14 protein-coding genes are annotated in these 17,757 nt (G+C 44.9%); 12 read left to right on the plus strand and 2 right to left on the minus strand.

All coding sequences use genetic code 11. From position 1 onward, the window contains the following. Window positions 1-124 precede the first annotated feature (124 nt). Window positions 125-2,119, plus strand: coding sequence for a penicillin-binding transpeptidase domain-containing protein (locus tag GLV98_RS13345; protein WP_160916010.1), 1,995 nt, complete (start codon window positions 125-127; stop codon window positions 2,117-2,119). A 66-nt stretch (window positions 2,120-2,185) separates the two neighbouring features. Here GLV98_RS13345 and GLV98_RS13350 read toward each other — a convergent pair whose 3' ends face one another. Then, a complete protein-coding gene (locus GLV98_RS13350; RefSeq protein WP_160916013.1) occupies window positions 2,186-4,705 on the minus strand; it encodes a cyanophycinase in 2,520 nt (839 codons plus the stop codon). Window positions 4,706-5,080: 375 nt separating this feature from the next. Between GLV98_RS13350 and pgsB the strand changes: the two genes are divergently transcribed. From pgsB to GLV98_RS13370, 4 genes are read left to right on the plus strand one after another with little or no spacing between them, the layout of a single operon-like run. Beyond that, window positions 5,081-6,328, plus strand: a complete 1,248-nt coding sequence (pgsB, locus tag GLV98_RS13355) for a poly-gamma-glutamate synthase PgsB (protein ID WP_202410063.1) — start codon at window positions 5,081-5,083, stop codon at window positions 6,326-6,328. 20 nt (window positions 6,329-6,348) lie between these two features. Next, the gene (pgsC, locus tag GLV98_RS13360; protein WP_160916017.1) at window positions 6,349-6,798 is read left to right on the plus strand and encodes a poly-gamma-glutamate biosynthesis protein PgsC; all 450 of its coding nucleotides are present in this window, start codon (window positions 6,349-6,351) and stop codon (window positions 6,796-6,798) included. A gap of 13 nt (window positions 6,799-6,811) precedes the next feature. Continuing rightward, complete coding sequence (locus GLV98_RS13365) at window positions 6,812-8,068, plus strand: CapA family protein (protein WP_160916019.1); 1,257 nt, start codon at window positions 6,812-6,814, stop codon at window positions 8,066-8,068. A 13-nt stretch (window positions 8,069-8,081) separates the two neighbouring features. Beyond that, window positions 8,082-9,929 carry a gamma-glutamyltransferase family protein gene (locus tag GLV98_RS13370; protein WP_160916021.1) on the plus strand — a complete coding sequence of 616 codons (1,848 nt, stop codon included), beginning with the start codon at window positions 8,082-8,084 and terminating at the stop codon, window positions 9,927-9,929. A 42-nt stretch (window positions 9,930-9,971) separates the two neighbouring features. On the opposite strand, the gene GLV98_RS13375 is transcribed toward GLV98_RS13370, so the two are convergent. Then, a complete protein-coding gene (locus GLV98_RS13375) occupies window positions 9,972-11,366 on the minus strand; it encodes an L-cystine transporter (RefSeq protein ID WP_160916023.1) in 1,395 nt (464 codons plus the stop codon). A 244-nt stretch (window positions 11,367-11,610) separates the two neighbouring features. Here GLV98_RS13375 and GLV98_RS13380 point away from each other — a divergent pair, with 244 nt between their 5' ends. From GLV98_RS13380 to GLV98_RS13410, 7 genes are all read left to right on the plus strand, one after another. Next, entirely contained in the window at window positions 11,611-12,594 is a 984-nt protein-coding gene (locus GLV98_RS13380) for a ring-cleaving dioxygenase (RefSeq protein ID WP_160916025.1), read from the plus strand. 95 nt (window positions 12,595-12,689) lie between these two features. Then, window positions 12,690-13,376, plus strand: a complete 687-nt coding sequence (locus GLV98_RS13385) for a cytidylyltransferase domain-containing protein (protein WP_160916027.1) — start codon at window positions 12,690-12,692, stop codon at window positions 13,374-13,376. 168 nt (window positions 13,377-13,544) lie between these two features. Then, window positions 13,545-14,147, plus strand: coding sequence for a hypothetical protein (locus tag GLV98_RS13390; RefSeq protein WP_160916029.1), 603 nt, complete (start codon window positions 13,545-13,547; stop codon window positions 14,145-14,147). Then, window positions 14,137-14,889 (plus strand): cytochrome c biogenesis CcdA family protein, encoded by a 753-nt coding sequence (locus GLV98_RS13395; RefSeq protein ID WP_160916031.1) that lies wholly within the window; start codon window positions 14,137-14,139, stop codon window positions 14,887-14,889. Before GLV98_RS13390 ends, GLV98_RS13395 begins: the two co-directional genes overlap by 11 nt. 15 nt (window positions 14,890-14,904) lie before the next feature. Beyond that, window positions 14,905-15,468, plus strand: coding sequence for a redoxin domain-containing protein (locus tag GLV98_RS13400; RefSeq protein ID WP_160916033.1), 564 nt, complete (start codon window positions 14,905-14,907; stop codon window positions 15,466-15,468). A 10-nt stretch (window positions 15,469-15,478) separates the two neighbouring features. Next, window positions 15,479-16,162, plus strand: a complete 684-nt coding sequence (locus GLV98_RS13405) for a response regulator transcription factor (RefSeq protein ID WP_160916035.1) — start codon at window positions 15,479-15,481, stop codon at window positions 16,160-16,162. Further along, window positions 16,149-17,222 (plus strand): HAMP domain-containing sensor histidine kinase, encoded by a 1,074-nt coding sequence (locus GLV98_RS13410; RefSeq protein WP_160916037.1) that lies wholly within the window; start codon window positions 16,149-16,151, stop codon window positions 17,220-17,222. The genes GLV98_RS13405 and GLV98_RS13410 overlap by 14 nt, the downstream gene beginning before the upstream one ends. Window positions 17,223-17,757 lie beyond the last annotated feature (535 nt).

Consider the following 17,757-nt stretch of genomic DNA (forward strand, 5'->3'; position numbering starts at 1 on the left):
TAAACCCTCTTCATCATTCGATGAAGAGGGTTTTGTGTAGGGTGGCTTTCTGTTCATTTAGTCAGGAATGTACTATGATGAAAATAAGGTATTTTTGTCTATATATGTAAAGGGGAGAGGTAATATGAAGTGGTGGCGACTCATGTTTGTTGGGATCGGGTTAATTTTACTAATGGCTTGTTCGGAACAGCCGAAGCCTGGTAATGCTTTTCAATCCTATATGGATCACTGGGAGAATGGGGAATATGGACAAATGTATGAAGCTCTTAGTGAGAATTCCAAGCAACTCTTGAGTAAAGAGGAGTTTGTCGAGCGATATACAGCGATTTATGAAGGAATTGACATGGAGAATCTCTCATTTACATACGATCTTCCGGAAGAAGAACAAGAGTATGAAACAGACGATAAACCTTCCTTTGAATTTGACGGAGAGCTGGATTCGTTGGGAGGACCGATTGAGTTTTCGAATGCGGCAACGCTCGTCTATGAAGAAGGGGAGGAGAGTGACCGATGGGCGGTGCAGTGGAACTCTTCAATGATTTTTCCTCAGATGGAAGAAGGAGACGAGGTACGAGCATGGACCTTGGATCCTAAGCGTGGCGAAATTTTTGATGTGAAGGGGGAACCGCTGGCTGTCAATGGAGGCGTCCTTGATGTCGGTCTCGTACCAGGCAGGATGGAAGAGCACACGGAAGAGGAAAAAGAAACACTGAAACAAACGGTTGCTGAGATTTTGGATACAACCGTAGAGGATATTGATCAACAGTTGAATCAATCCTGGGTTACAGCTGACACGTTTGTACCTGTGGGATCTATAGCTGAAAATGATCAAAAGACTAAAGAGGCTCTAGAAGATGATGAATTACCAAGAGGTGTGAAACTTCAGCCTAATCCAGATGCAAGAAGCTATCCTTTAGGAGAAGCTGCTGCTCACTTAATTGGGTATATAGGTCCGATTCAAGCAGAAGAACTTGAAGAATTGAAGGATGAAGGCTACACAGCTGCCGATCAACTTGGAAAGACAGGACTTGAAAGTGTTCTTGAAGATCAATTGAGAGGTGTGGAAGGCGGAAAAGTCGTCATCCAGACAGAGGCTGGAGAAACGAAAGAAGTCTTAGCTGAAACAGCGGCAAAGGACGGAAAAGATTTCAACCTGACGATAACATCGGAAGTACAGAAATCCCTTCATGAACAGTTGTCAGGAGAATCAGGGACAGCTTCTGCTGTAAACCCGATGACAGGGGATGTCTTGGCTCTCGTCAGTGCCCCTGCCTATGATCCAAATGCAATTGTCCTAGGTCGGGACGTAAAGTCGACACTGAACAAATTCAACCGCACCTATTCACCTGGATCGACATTCAAGCCGATCACAGCAGCAATCGGCCTTGACCAAGGTGTGATTACACCAAAAGAAGAACTTTCAATTAAAGGAACGACATATGAGCAGAACGGATACACAGTGACAAGGGTGCCAGGGGCAGCCCAGGATGAACAAGTGAATTTAAAAGACGCGCTCGTCCGTTCAGACAATATTTACTTTGCTCGCAAAACCCTTGAAATCGGTGGGGAAACCTTCCTTCAAGAGGCCCGTGAGTTCGGCTTTGGGGAAGATCTCCCGTTGACTTTCCCAATTGAAAATTCTCAGCTGTTGAATGGAGAACAATTCGACCGGGAAGCGTTACTCGGTGATACTGGTTTTGGACAGGGGGAAGTGCAAATGAGCAGCCTTCACTTAGCGCTCACTTATACGCCTTTTGTGACCGGAGGGGACTTAATGAAACCAAGGTTAGTCTCTTATGAAGAAGCGGGGCAGATATGGCATGAGAACGTGATGAGTGAAGATACGGCTTCAATTATACGGGAGGATTTGAAAGCTGTAGTTGAGGATTCGGCAGGGACAGCTCATGAGCCTGTGGTAGAAGGGTTGAGTCTCGCCGGAAAAACGGGAACGGCCGAATTGAAGCAATCCCAGGAGGAGGATGGCCAGGAGAATGGATGGTTCATTGCCTGGGATACGGAAAGACAGGATCTTATGGTGTCGATGATGATTGAAGATGCCGAAGGTGGAAGTCACTATGTTGTTCCGAAAGTGAAGAATGTTTTCGAGAAGTTACAATAATACAAAAGGGTCTTCCGGAAAGCGGAAGACCCTTTTGTTATTTGTTTATCTCCTTTGTATCTGTTCTTAACGGTTTTGGATGCTGACTTCTACGGGTTGAATATCCAAATAGACATTCAAGAAAGAGTAGTCATCCTTGTTACCGTCCTTGTATCCCCAGAATCCTTCTGTGTCTTCTTCTTCTCTAAAGGTCAGTTCGAAACCTTTCTCTTTATTAAAACTATAGCTTTTAACCTGATTTTCACGAGCGTTATCTAATAGAGCATAAGATAAATATTTATTTAATTCCGCATGAGGAGTCAGCACACCTGAGTGTGGAGCAGCCTCATAATCGAAATACTCATAGTCTGTTGTTGTTACTTTATGATCACTTATAGTGATTTTTTTTGTATCAAGGTTCAATTGGTCACCAGAAGTAAGCCAGGATAGACGAATATCTTCGTCACCTTTCCATACAGCGCCCTCTTCTTGAGCGTTCAAATCTATGACAGAAACGCCGGCGCGACCAACCACTTTTAGTGATTTTTCTTTGTTATCCAAGATTAAAGCGGTATCCTCATCAATTCCATAAGAATATTCATCCTTCTCTCCATGAGGAGCATCTGTCGCAATCAATCGGCCTATTCGTGCTTTATTATCAAAATGTTGATCAATGATTCCGTATGGGAAGAAGCCAAGACCTTTCTCAAGATAAGCAGGACCGCCTTCCTGCTGAGACATGCTGTCATAGGTTATGGTGAATCCTTTGCTTAATGTATCAAAGCTTCCACCACCAGCAATCATAACGTCGCTCATAATGGCGGCCCCTGCACTAGTCCCTCCTAATACAGCACCTTCCTCGTAAATGGTCCATAAGCTTTCCAGGACCTTAGAATATGATCCATCATCATTCAACAAGGCAGCGGTAATATCCGTCTGGTCGCCACCAACAAACCAAATCGCGTCATAGCTTCCTACTTGTTTTGCTAGACCCTCGTCATTCCGGTTCTTTAACCACTGACTTTCATCCTCTTCCGTGTTCTTAAAATCATGATTTGAGAGAGGAAGGATCTCTATCTTTTCTGAATCCACGCCATAGGAAATTAAATCTTCCCTGAATTGGTGGGAACTCTTAAGACTTGAACTTGCAGCAGGAATGATCCCATATTTTCCATCTTCTCCGGCTCTTGAGATGAACGCTTCGTATACTTCTGCGTTTGAGCTTCCTAATGCACCACCCGCCATGATCAGTGATCCTTTAGTATCGGTGTTAAAGGAAGAGTCGGGCATGGTGAACTGGGAAGGCTGGTAATCTTGGAAAAGTTCTTCGTTGTCTTTGAACTGTACGTTAACAGGAGTGACGTTCATCGTGACATGTGTGATCGAATAGGAATCTTTTTGACCATCTTCATATCCCCAATACCCTTTCGTATCTGACGTTTGTTCAAAAGTAAGTTCATATCCTTCTCCTGTACTGTCATAGAGGTAACTCTCCACTTTGTCAGCTGATGCGTTGTCTACAAGGGAGTAGGAAAGGTAATTGGGTAATGTACCATAGGAAGTCAGCACACCTGTAGCAGGTAGGGGATCAAAATTAAAATACTCATAGCCTGTGGTTTCAAGGTCGCGTGCCTCATCTATTTGAAAGCTTTTATCTTGTACGTTCACTTGATCCCCTTCTGAGAGGTAGCTTAGATCCAATCCTTTTATGCCCTCGCCTTCAATTGCAGCATGAGAAACATCAAGAACTGTAACAGTGCTTCTGCCAATCACTTCAATTGTTTGTTTCTTGTTCGATACAACCATTGCTGTGTCTTCGTCAATACCATAGGCGTAGTTCCCTTGGTTTTCATACTTAAGCGCAGTTGCGGCTAATCTGCCAAGCCTTGATCGTTCGTTAAAATGTTGATCTACAATGCCCCATTGAAAGAAACCGAGACCTTTTTCAATGAAGACAGGCACAGACTCTTCGTCAGGGCTTGAAATATCTTCATAAATGAAAGATTGATCGAATCCTCCAAGGCTGCCGCCCCCTGTAATCATGACGTCACTCATGATGGCAGCTCCTGCGCTTGTCCCACCAAGAACAGCTCCGTCTTGGTAAATGTCCCATATAGCATCAAGGGCTTTCGTGTTCTTTCCGTTCGGCTTGAGAAGGGTGTCTGTAATTTTTAATTGATCTCCCCCAACAAACCAAATACCTGTAAGTTGCTGGATGTGATTGGCAGTTTGATTTTTTTGCGCATTGCTTTTCCATTTTCGTTCATTTGTCTCCGTATCTTTAAAGTCATGATTCGATAATTCGAGAATCTCCACATCTGATGGGTCCATTCCATAGGTGATCATGTCCTCTTTGAATTGATGGGAGGATTTCAAGGAGCCAGAAGCGGCTGGTACGATTCCGATTCGAGCTTTTTCTTTCCCTCCGGCGAGACTGATGAATTCTTTATAGACTTCACCGTTGCTTGAGCCAAGTGCTCCGCCTACAATGACCAGATTTCCTTTAATTGATTCTTCTCCACTTTTTATCGCTGAGACGGAAGGAACGAGAGACAAAAAAGTTAAAACGGTGACGAACACTGTAAGTAGCCATTTTCGATTGTACATGGTTCATGCTCCTTTCAAATTTTGATTTCAATACACACTAAGCAATTTTCATGCCAAAAAAAGGAAGCTGTCCGAATGGAGGTTGTAAGTTATATTGGGTTCTAATGGGTGTTATAGAAAAGTCGTAATAGCACCAATTTTCACGCATAAATGTACAGGAACATTAGATTCATTTGGAAGAGTTATTACCGTTAAGGATGAACTATTTTGAAAATTCTAATTAAAATTTCTTAATTAGGGTATGGTAGAATACTAGGACTTATGCCGAGTGGTGGCGTATGTTGTAATAATCTGTTAGTTTTAGAGAGAGCGAGTTCGTGGTATCTTTGGAACTAGATAAGGATGTGAAAGTTAGTGGATGAGTTAGCGTACCTGATGATCTTCTTTGTTTTTGTGCTTGTTGTAGGTCTTTGGGAAAAATATAAGCTTGATCGTCGACTGAAGAAAATCCCTACAAGGATTCTTGTAAACGGAATCCGTGGGAAATCGACGGTCACTCGTCTTGTTATGGGAATTTTAAAACAGGACGGGCGGAAAGTGGTTGGAAAAACGACAGGAACGTCAGCGCGGATGTTTTATTGGTATAAGGATGATGAAGACCCGATTATTCGTGGTCTGCAAGGTCCCAATATTAATGAACAAATGAAAATCACGGAAAAAGTGGTGAAACGACGTGCGGACGCTTTCGTCAGTGAATGTATGGCAGTGAACCCTGAATATCAGAAGGTCTTCCAGGAACGATTGGTGAAGGCGAATATTACCATCATCGCTAACGTCATTGAAGACCATATGGATGTGATGGGGCCGACCCTTGATGATATTGCGGAAGCTTTCGGTTCGACCATTCCGGAAAACGGATATGTCATCATACCGGAAACGCCATATCAGAAGTATTTTGAGAAAGTCGCGCGCCGGAAGAATTCAAAAGTCGTGATTGCAGATGAAAGTTGGATTGATGAAGCGTACTTGCAAAAGTTCCCGTTCATGATTTTCCCTCAAAATGCGGCTCTTGCGATGGCTGTTGCTGAGATTTTGGATATCGATCGTGAAGTCGCGCTCGAAGGGATGCTTCAGGCACCTGTCGATCCTGGAGCGATGCGTGTGCACCGTTTTGGTAAAGAAGAAGCGCCTAAATACTTCTTCAACGGATTTGCTGCGAATGATACGACATCAACGTTGAACATTTGGGAAAGAATCCAACAGTTGGATTACCCAGATCAGGAGCGTACGGTCGTCATGAGCTGCCGTAGTGACCGGGTTGAGCGGACCATCGATTTTGCAGAAAACGTCCTGCCCCATATTGAAATGGAGCGGTTGATTGTCATGGGAGAAAGTGTGTGGCCGATTACGAAAGCCTATGAAGAAGGAAAAATCAGGCCTCTCAATCTCATAAACTTGGAAAAAGCATCGACCGAGGTAATTGTCGATCAACTGAAAGAGCTTCCGGATGATAGTGTCATTTACGGAATCGGAAACATTGTCGGAGCTGGTGAGAAAGTGGCGGCGGCTGTCGAGGAACTTGAATTCCGTCCATCTCCTCGAGAAGAAACAGGTTGGGATGTCATCGAAGAGTCGGAAGAGAGACGACCTTTTTCTCGTAAGGTTTTGCAGACGAACAAATAATGTAGGGAGTTGGAGTCCACGTGTTCGGTACTGATTTATATATCGCGATTGTCATTGGTGTTTTATTAAGTTTGTTGTATGCAGAGAAAACAGGGATCGTGCCCGCGGGTTTGGTTGTCCCGGGCTACATAGCTCTGATATTCGATCAAGTGATGTACGTAGTAGCTGTTGGTTTAATCAGCTTGGTTACATACTTACTCGTTTCTCAAGTTCTATCAAGGTTTACGGTTCTTTACGGTCGTCGTAAATTTGCTGCGATGTTGACCGTCGGGGTTTTGATGAAGATGTCGATGGATTATTTATATCCCCTCACCCCTTTTCCTGTCATGGAATTAAGGGGAATCGGAGTCATTGTTCCCGGATTGATCGCAAACTCGGTACAAAAGCAGGGAGTGCTGCCTACATTCAGTGCCACTTTCCTTATTGCGTTCGCGACTTTTGTATTGATTTCGGCGTACCATTTGATTTAGAGGAGATTTTTCAATGGAAGAAAAAGATCTTAAATATAAGATGAAAGTATGGACGAAGAAGCATAAAAAGAAAGCGCCTTTCCATTCTATGGTTCTCGCAGCTCTATTAGCTGTGCCTTTCTTTGGTCATCAATGGATCGATAAGCCGGATATGCCGGAGGATACACGTCCGGATGATGTCGATTTCAGAATTTCGATGGTTGGGGACATGATGCTCGGTCGTCACGTCCGTGATGCCGCTGTCAGAAGTGGGGAACCGATTGGTCGTGTGTTTGATTATGTGACTCCATACTTTGAACAGTCCGATTATGTTACGGGAAACTTTGAAAACCCGGTCATTGATGCAGAAGATCCTGAAGTTGAATCGGTTATGGAAGATTTTGAGCTGCGTAATAAAGATATCCATTTGTATGCAGATAAAGGAGCCGAAGAGGCGCTGGTGGATGCTGGTTTCGACTCTGTCAATCTAGCAAACAACCATATCATGGATTACGGGAATCTTTCCTTAGAAGAAACCTTGGAGCATATGGAAAAGGTTGATCTTGATTTGCTCGGAATCGGCCGTGCATTAGATCCTGCTGAGGGAATGTTTGAGGAAGAAGAAACGTTGACCGATGCGGGTGAAATACATTATTTCGATGCGAACGGAAGAAATGTAGCCATCCTAGGTTTTACGGATGTATTCGTACAAGGATACAGTGCCAGTGAATACGTCGGCGGTGTTTTGACGAATGCAGGGCTTGGCGTTTTGCAAAGTCGTATCCGTGAAGCGAAACAACAGGCGGACGTCGTCATGGTCCATACTCACTGGGGCGATGAATACCAGGTCGGCTCCAATGATACACAGGAAACGCTTGCGTATTTGATGACGGATATGGGGGCGGATGTCATCATCGGCCACCACTCTCACGTGCTCGAGCCCATCACTCGTGTACATATCGAAAAAGACCCGGATGATCCGGAAAGTGAAGATAAGACGTCGATCGTCATGAACAGTCTCGGGAATTTCGTCTTTGACCAGGGATGGTCGCGTACGAAAGACTCGACACTCGCTCAACTTGACTTTTTGCAGGACGGAGGGGCGGAACTTTCCTTCATACCTATGCAAATTTCCGATACAAGACCGAGAGAGACAGATGGAATTCTAAAGCCGTTCCGCGATTATCGTATTTTCCGGACGCTTAGGAAAGAACTGGACGATGAACTATGGCGGATGGAAGACGGCAGACTTGTGATCGATTTGAAAAAAGCTGGCGTCATTGAAGGATAGGAGGTCCACAGGTTTGAATGATTTGAAAGTGACCTATATACTTGCCGGCATCATTTTCGTCGGCTTAGTTGGATGGAATGTTTATTTTGAAGAAGAATTTGACCAGTTCCGTGAACCTTATGAAGTCCAAGGTCGTGAGGAGACGGTTGAAGTGGATACTTCTTCTGAGGAAGAAGCTTTTGTGTATGGCGTCAGTGCCGTGCACCCCCTTGCTGTAGAAGCAGGGATGAAGGTGCTTAACGAGGGAGGAAATGCTGCTGAAGCAGCCATTGCCGTTTCCTTTGTGCTGAATGTCGTTGAACCTTATGGCTCTGGAATTGGCGGAGGTGGGCAAATGATTGTCCACGAACCGGACGAAGGAGCAATCACGTACGATTACCGCGAAGCAGCTCCTGTTAGCGGGGCACGCCCTCAACGCGGAATTGCTGTGCCTGGCTTTGTGAAAGGGATGGGCGAGGTCTATGAAGATTACGGAGGTGAAATGGAGTGGAATGAGCTGCTTGAAGATGCCGTCACTCACAGTGAAGAAGGCATAAAAGTTGGGCGGATTTTCAATGAGCAGCTACAGAACTCCAGACGTTTCATTCAATCAGGAAATGAAGACCCGGCCGTTTACAACATGTTTTATCCAGAAGACCGCCCGTTGCAGATCAATGACACCCTTGTTCAAACAGAGCTTGCGGAGACTTTGAAAAAACTGCAGCAAGGAGGGGCGGAATCCTTCTATGAAGGGGAGGTCGCTGACTCACTTACAAGTCAACTTGGTTTTCAACCGGGTGACCTTGAAGCTTATGAAGTCGGTAAACGCCCTGCACCAAAAGGAGAATTCAAAGGACAGACTTTGTATGCTGGATCCTCTCCGACATCAGGAATCATCGTCATCCAGGCCTTGAAGATGCTTGAGCAGTTGGAAGCCAACCTGGATGAAGTCTTGGAAGAGGAATATGCTTTGCCTGGTGGAGGATGGCCTGCCTTTTTGGATGGAAACCTTCCAGAAAACATGGAACAGATTGTCAATGATCAACAATATCAAGATATCTATATCCACCTTGTAAACAAAATTGTCGACAAGGTCTACACAGATCGAGTGTATACCCTTGGCGATCCTGCATTTGAGGAAGTGGAGCAGGAAAAATTGACCTCGACAGAATATACAAATCAGTTGTTTGAAGAGGAATTTTCTGTAGGTGGTGGTGCGCTGACAAGTTCTGCGGACCTGTATACCGCACCAGGTGAGAAAGCCGATCACCGCAATACGACACACTTTGTCGTTGTCGATAAGGACGGGATGATGGTTTCTGCGACCAACTCCTTGGGGAAATTCTTCGGCTCAGGCTTGTATATCGACGGTTTCTTTTTAAACCACCAAATGAACAATTTCGATACAGCGGAGGATTCCATGAACGCTTATGAACCGGGCAAACGCCCTCGTTCCTTCGTCTCGCCGATGATTTTCGCAAAAGAAGGAAAAGCGGTCCTCGGTATTGGTTCTCCAGGTGGGAAAAGGATCCCGGCGATGCTGATTCAAACATTGATTCAATACGAATATGGACGGAATGAAGACACTGGTGAGCAGCTGACTTTGCAGGAAGCCATCAGCCGCAGTCGTTTTTATACAGAAGATAACGTCGTCCATGTTGAAAACTTGATTGAGCAGCAGCCCATCGCCCGTTTGAGGGATTTGAAAGGTTACTCTGTCATTGAGCATGATTCTCCTGTTTTCTATGGCGGTATTCAGGGACTTGGAATCCGCACAAACGGGGATGTCCTCCAAATGTACGGAGGCGGAGATCCTCGACGTTTAGGAACATGGCAGATTGGGAACCAGGATGGTATGGATGATGTGAGTACAGCACAATAGATGAAAAAGGCCTCTCCTTAATTGGAGAGGCCTTTTTTTGGATTAAACCGCAATATCTTTTTCAACCGCTTTTTTATCGTTGAAGTGCTCGAGGTTCAAGGTCTTCATGACACGTGAGGTCAACGTTCCTGAAGTCATCGCACCATTAACGTTCAATGCTGTACGCCCCATGTCAATCAAAGGCTCAACCGAAATAAGTAACCCGGCAAGGGCGACAGGGAGGTTCATGGAAGAGAGCACGATTAATGCTGCAAATGTTGCCCCGCCTCCGACACCGGCGACTCCAAATGAGCTGATGGCTACGATCAACACGAGCTGAATCAGGAAACCAGGGCTCAACGGATCGATCCCGACAGAAGGGGCGATCATGACAGCGAGCATGGCTGGATAGATGCCGGCACAGCCATTTTGCCCGATGGTGGCACCGAAGGAAGCCGACATGTTGGCGACCCCTTCCTCAACTCCGAGGCTGTTTTTCTGTGCAGAAATATTCAGTGGGATCGTTCCTGCACTCGATCTTGATGTGAAGGCGAAGCTGAGAACGGGCAATACTTTTCGTAAATAAGTGAAAGGATTTAACCCGAAGATCGCGATTAATATAAGGTGGATGATGAACATTACACCTAAGGCGACATAGGAAGCGAGTACGAATTTTCCTAATTCAAGGATTCCGGCTATATCCGTTTTCGCTACGGTGACTGCCATCAAGCCTAAAATTCCGATGGGTGTGAGCCGAAGGACAAGCGTGACGATTCTCATGACGACGGCATAAAAAGAATTGACGACCTTGATGAACATTTCTGCATGTTCCGGCTGTTTACGACGCACCCCGAGAACAGCGATTCCGATGATGGCAGAGAAGATAACGACAGCGATGGTAGACGTTGCGCGATCTCCAGTCATGTCAAGAAAAGGGTTCGCTGGAATGAATTCAAGTATCTTTTGTGGTGTGGACATATCCTGAACATCTGTCAGGCGTTCTTCTAAATATAACCCCCGGCTTTCTTCCGCTTGACCGGCTTCAATTTCACTTGCATTCAAATCGAACAAAAAGGAACTTCCGATCCCCACAAGGGCTGCAATCGCCGTGGTGCCAACAAGGACACCGATGATCCATAGCGAAATTTTCCCTAACTGTGAAGTTTTTTCAAGGTTGATAATGGATTGGATGATGGACACCATAATTAACGGGATGACAATCATCATAAGTAACCGTACATACCCACGTCCGGCTATGTTGTACCAATCTGTTGTCTGTGCGGTGATGCTGGAATCAGTTCCAAAAGCGAACTGTAAGTACACACCTAAGAGCACCCCAAGTCCAAGCCCTGCAAAGACGCGTTTGCTGAACGAGACGTGTTTTTGCTGCATACGGATGAGAACAAAAATAAGCGCTAAAATGAGAGCAATGTTGACGATGACGAGAAATGTTTCCATGTTCTTTCTACCTCCTTTTAAACATTATTGTAGTAAACCGATTGAAATGGTTGGTTTTTAATTTACCCCAGGATTTAACATCTGTCAACGATTAAATTAAATAAAGGAGCCTCCATATACAAATGGTATGAGAGCGAAGATTATTGTATGAACTTATAAATTGACAAGAGATTGTAGATATATTATATTTATCTTGAAACTGAGATATTTATGATGTAGCTATAGATGAATGGGAGGCGATCGAATGAATGAATTGAAAGGCATTCACCATGTAACCGCCATAACAAGCAGTGCAGAGAAGAATTATGAGTTTTTTACCTATGTCCTTGGCATGCGTCTTGTCAAAAAGACGGTCAACCAGGATGATATTGAAACGTACCATTTATTCTTCGCAGATGACGAGGGGAATCCCGGTACGGATATGACCTTCTTTGATTTTCCAGGCATTCCGAAAGGTTCCCACGGAACGAATGAAATCGCTAAAACGTCCTTCCGTGTACCGAGTGATGAGGCCTTGGACTACTGGTTGAAGCGATTCGACCGTTTGGAAGTAAATCACAAAGGAATCCAGGAACGGTTCGGCAAAAAGGTGCTTCCGTTCGTCGATTTTGATGATCAAGCTTATGAACTTGTATCCGATGAAAACGATGATGGAGTAGCGCCGGGTGTACCATGGCAAAAAGGCCCTGTTCCATTGGAGTACGCGATTACCGGTCTTGGACCATTATACGTGAGAGTCGATAACAAGAAATATTTCAAGGAAATGCTTGAGAAAGTCATGAACTTTAGGGAAGTGGATGAAGAAGGGGCGTTCACCTTATTCGAAGTGGGAGAAGGTGGAAATGGAGCTTCTGTCATTGTAGAATATAATGCGATTCTCCCTCCGGCACGTCAAGGGTACGGAACCGTTCACCATGCTGCTTTCCGTGTGGAAGACAAGGAAGCGTTAGAGGAATGGATCGAGCGCTTGTCGAAGTTCGGTTTAAGGAACTCTGGGTTCGTTAACCGTCACTATTTCGGTTCGTTGTATGCGAAAGTTTCCCCACAGATTTTGTTTGAGTGGGCGACGGATGGACCAGGTTTTATGGGTGATGAACCGTATGAAACCCTTGGTGAAAAGTTATCTCTTCCGCCGAAGCTTGAACCGAAGCGTGAGGAAATTGAGAATTATGTGCGTCCTATTGATACCATCCGGAGTACGAAGAACATCGAAAAAGAATATGAATGAAAGGAAGCCAAGGTGCTGGAGGAGGCACCTTGGCTTTTCTATGATTAATGATTTCCCTCTTTTTTTCATAAGATGGTCATAGTGGGAGGGAGACCATGAACGTTGTAGCTATTATACAGGCGCAATTGGAAGAAACCGCATACCCGGGAATGATCTTGAACAAGGTGAACGGAAAACCGCTGCTAGCGTATTTAATAGAAAGAGTACGGCGCTCAAAGAGGATCAATCAACTTGTAGTGAGTACATCAATAAAGGAAAGCGATGATGCCATTGTTCACTGTAGTAAAAAGTTGAATGTGGAGACGTTTCGTGGTTCAAAAAAAGATGTCCTCGGTCGTTTTTATGAAACCGGGCGAAAATATAAAGCGGATGTGGTAGTTCGACTGTCTGCGAGAGGCCCTCTTATAGATCCTGCAATCATCGATCATGCGGTTGAAATGTTCTTTCAGCAGTATCCGAATCGCTTGTATGTTTCAAATACTCTTCAAAGGACTTATCCTAAAGGAATGGATATCGAAATCTTTACTTATGAGTCTTTGAAAGATGCCTACATGAATGCAAGCTCGTCGCATGACTTTGAACAGGTCACCCCATTTATCGTAAAACGCGTGGGAGAGACAGCTGTTGCGAAGTTTGTCCATGATCAGGACCTCAGTCATCATGACTGGACTGTGGATACGATGGAAGGGTTTACGTTTATGAAGGCAATTTTCGAACGTGTCCACCCCAGCAACCCCGCCTTTTCTATGGAAGATGTCCTCACGTTTATCGAAAACGATTGAATATCATAAAAGAGCCGATGGGAAGGATCATAGTGTAAGATAGGGGAGGCCGGGGCTTTTGAGTCCATAGGCTTCTTTTATTATGGAAAAAATATCATGGATGTTTGATCTTTCATGATATTTTCACACACGTCATTTAGGATAGAAAGAAGGAAAAGAGGTTTTCATATGATTTTGCAACCACTGCTGGTCACCAGGATCATCGCATTACTCATGGGGCTGGCTTTATTTTGGATTCTTTCCTCTCAAAAAGAAAAAAAGAAACCGATGGAAAACTATGCTTCGATCCTCACTACATGGCTTCTATTATTTATAGGAGCGAAAGGATTGACACAATGGGAGCTTTTATTGGACTATCCGCTCTCGGTGCTTGCTTATCCGAGTGGAACGGCTGAATTTTACATCGCCTCTATAGCTGTAGTCTTGTGGGAGTGGCGGAAGCGTCAGGTTCATAAGCCTTATTTGCAGGCTTATATTCTGATGTTGGCAGGTAGTTTTGTTACCTATGCCTTTTTAGAGAGGCTCGTGTTGGATCAAGGCCATCTTGTTGATCTCATCTTTGCTTTCGGACTCTTTTTTCTAGTTGTCATACATAAGCAGCGTCTATGGGGGGTATTTTTCGCATTCAGTGGTGCTCTGCTCATAGGATGGCTGTATCGGATTCCTGATGTGATGGGATATCGGATGGATCTCGGATTTTATTTTGTGATTGCTCTGATTAGTTTAACGTTGGTTTTAGTGAAAAAAGGAGGTATGAATCATGGGGGCTGATGTAACGCTTTGGCTTGCGCTCGGCGCAGGGATCATTTCTTTTCTATCGCCGTGTACCCTGCCCTTATTCCCAGCCTATTTATCTTATATCACTGGGATGAGTGTAAAAGAGATGAAAGAGAATCGAAGCCTTGAGGTGAAGAAGAGGTTACTCACGCACTCTTTGTTGTTTTTATTAGGTGTTTCTTCGATTTTCATCAGTTTAGGAATTGGCGCTTCTTATGTAGGGAGTGCTGTACAAAACATTTTAACTGGGAGCTCAGGTCTGCTCTTGCAGCGGCTGGCTGGGGTTTTCATCATCTTGATGGGACTGTTCGTCGCCGGTTGGTTGAAGATCGGTTGGTTCATGAAAACGAAAAGAGTACAGACGAAACCGAAATCGTCACTGAGCTTAGTGGGAACGTTTTTTGCAGGAATGGGTTTTGCGGCAGGGTGGACCCCTTGCATTGGCCCGATTTTTGCATCGATTCTTTTGTTGTCCGCAAGCAACCCGACGCAGGGGATCTTGTACACCGTTGTATATGTCATCGGGTTCGCCTTACCGTTTCTCGTATTTTCCTTTTTCATAGGATCCACTCGAGTCATCTTGAAATATAGTGAGCGGATCTTGAAAATCGGGGGAGTTGCAATGATTTTAGCTGGTGCGTTTCTCTATACCGGGTATATGACGAGGATTTCAACACTGCTTTTGAATTTGGTTCAGGATACATGGTTTGCGAATCTAGGTATGATCTTTTTATAGAAAGGGAGAGGTTGAATGAAGAAATGGGGGCTTATTGTCATTGTAACCGCCTTATTTGGTTGGGCTGTTTATGATTTTGTATATGAAGGAAAAACCAACGAACAGGTTGCTGAAGGCGAGAAGATGGTCGCCGAAGGGCCAGCCACGGAAGAAGCTGACATTGGTTTGGAAAAAGGACAGCAGGCGCCGGACTTCACGCTGCAGACGCTTAATGGAGAGGAGGTTTCTTTATCCGATTATCGGGGAGAGAAAGTCATGATCAACTTCTGGGCTACGTGGTGCCCACCTTGTCGGGCCGAAATGCCGGACATGCAGGAATTTTCGGCAAATGAAGACATCCAAGTGTTGGCCGTCAATTTAACAGAAACAGAAGCAAATGTCCAAGGAGTGCAGGACTTCGTCGACGAATTCGGTTTAACGTTCCCAATTTTACTTGATCAAGACGTGTCCGTCGCCAACCAATATGAAGTCAATCCTGTCCCGACCTCTATATTTGTAGATGAGGATGGGAAAATCAGTTCTGTTATGCTCGGGGCAATGAATTACGATATGATGGTACAAAGGATGGAAGAAATGTAAGGGTGATCACATGAAACCAGAAGTACTGATCGTTGAAGATGACCGGAAGATTTCAAATCTCATAAGCATTTACTTAACGAATGAAGGCTACAGCGTCAAACAGGCCTATGACGGAGAAGAGGGCAAAGAGCTCTACCTTTTGCACCGCCCCTGTTTGCTGATCCTTGATTTGATGCTCCCAAAGTGGAGTGGAGAAGAATTATGCCGCTTTGTGAAGGAAGAAAGCAAAGATTCTCCTGGCGTCATTATGTTGTCTGCGAAGGGTACGACGGAAGACCGCATTTCAGGACTGCGCCTTGGTGCGGATGATTACATGACCAAACCGTTCAGCCCGGAAGAATTGATGGCGCACGTGGAAGCTGTCTTACGGAGGACTGGACATGTGTGTCAAAAGCTCTCCCATGAAGGGCTTGAAGTGAAGCCGCGGAAAGGGGAAGTATGGTTGGACGGCGAACGGCTGGAGTTGACCCACTACGAGTTTAACCTGCTTTATTTTATGATGGAACACAAAGACCAAGTATTTTCGAGAGAGCAGCTGCTTGAACAAATCCATCCGCACGGCGAAGTGGACATTATGGCCCGTACCATTGATGCGCACATCAAAAAGCTGCGCCGTAAAATAGAAACGGATGTTTCTGAACCAAAGAGGATTGTAACGGTAAGAGGGATGGGGTATAAATATGCGTCTCATTGAACGGCTCCTTCCGCCAAAACTTTGGGTGAAGATGACCATTGTAAACATTGCGCTTCTTATTGGAGTCGTCATCGTTACAGGAATGACACTCTACCAGACGGCCTGCTTTCTCGCTGCTGACATTACAGGTGTCGAGCGTGAAGCTCAGTTGACGTTCAACAACTCCTTGCTCATTTATGCATGGGTGATCGGAGGAGCCGTCATCGTGATGGGGGCTTTTTTATATTCAACGGTGACAAGGAAAGTGCTTGTCCCTGTCAAAAAATTGTCCTCAGCCATGGAAATGATGAAATCAGGGACTTACCCAGGAAATTTAAACGTCCACACCAACGATGAAATAGGGGAACTTGTCGATCACTTCAATCGGATGAATCGTCGTCTTCAGCAACAGGAGCGTTCACGTCACCAAATGCTTCGTGATCTGTCTCATGAATTACGTACTCCGTTATCCAATTTGCAAGGGTATTTGGAAGCCCTTGAAAAAGGAGTGATTTCAGGTGATCAGGCGATTTACCGTTCTCTTGCAGAAGAAACTGATCGAGTCTCTCAACTGCTCTCCCGGCTGGATGACATGGAATCCTGGACAACTCAGACTTCCTCCAAACCAATGGAGGTGCGTTACGAGGAGATGACCCAAGTCATCGCTCAGGTAAGTCAAATGTTTACTTTGGAATTTGAGAAAAAGGGCATCAGCTTGAAGAGTGAGGTTGAAAATGCGGAAGTGCCAGTCAATAGACAAGGCATCCAGCAGGTACTGACGAATCTACTGAGGAATGCTCTGGACTACTATGAGGGCAAAGACCGGGTGGAGATCATAGGGTTACCGAAAGGCGAAGAATACGTGATCCAGCTGAAAGGAGAAGGAAGGGCGATTCCTTTAAATGAAAAGGATCGGGTTTTTGATCGCTTTTATCGCGTGGATCCTTCCCGTTCAGATGGCCGGTCCGGGCTTGGGCTTTCAATCAGTAAACAGATTGTGGAACGTCATGGGGGACAGATACAATTGGAAACCGACGGCCGGAAGCACTGCTTTTCTATAACATTACCGATGAGAGCGTAGACGAAAGGTTTGCGCTTTTTTTGTTGGGCGGAGGAGGGTTTTTTAGCGAAGTGGAGTGTTTACGGTTTCTGATCTTTCTGGTGCCAGGCACTGAAAGTGAAAAAACGGTGCCTGGCACCATGTCTGACAAAGTAGTGCCAGGCACCACAACCGGTATCGACGGTGCCAGGCACCGCAATCGGTTTACACGGTGTCAGACTTTATGATCATACATTCACAAACCAACACATATATAAAGCCCCAGCTCAACGCTGAGGCCCCGCCACCTATACCTATACAAACTTTCGTCTCTTTTAATCTTTATATATCTTTAATTAAGATGGCTCAAATTCAAGATACCATAAAAAGTCATGGAAGTTAACCATTTTTTTCAATAAAACAGTAGGGCAAGGCAGAATCTTATTCTTCTCCTATCGACAAATTTTTTTATGGAGGATGAGAACTGTAACGGCGCGATTTCCTTTAATATCCAATGGTTCACAACCTTTGTTCATGCCCGTGCGTTATAGTATAGTTAAAATGAGCTTGATTTTTC

This window comes from Halobacillus litoralis (assembly GCF_009856415.1).
Lineage (GTDB): Bacteria > Bacillota > Bacilli > Bacillales > Halobacillaceae > Halobacillus > Halobacillus litoralis_C.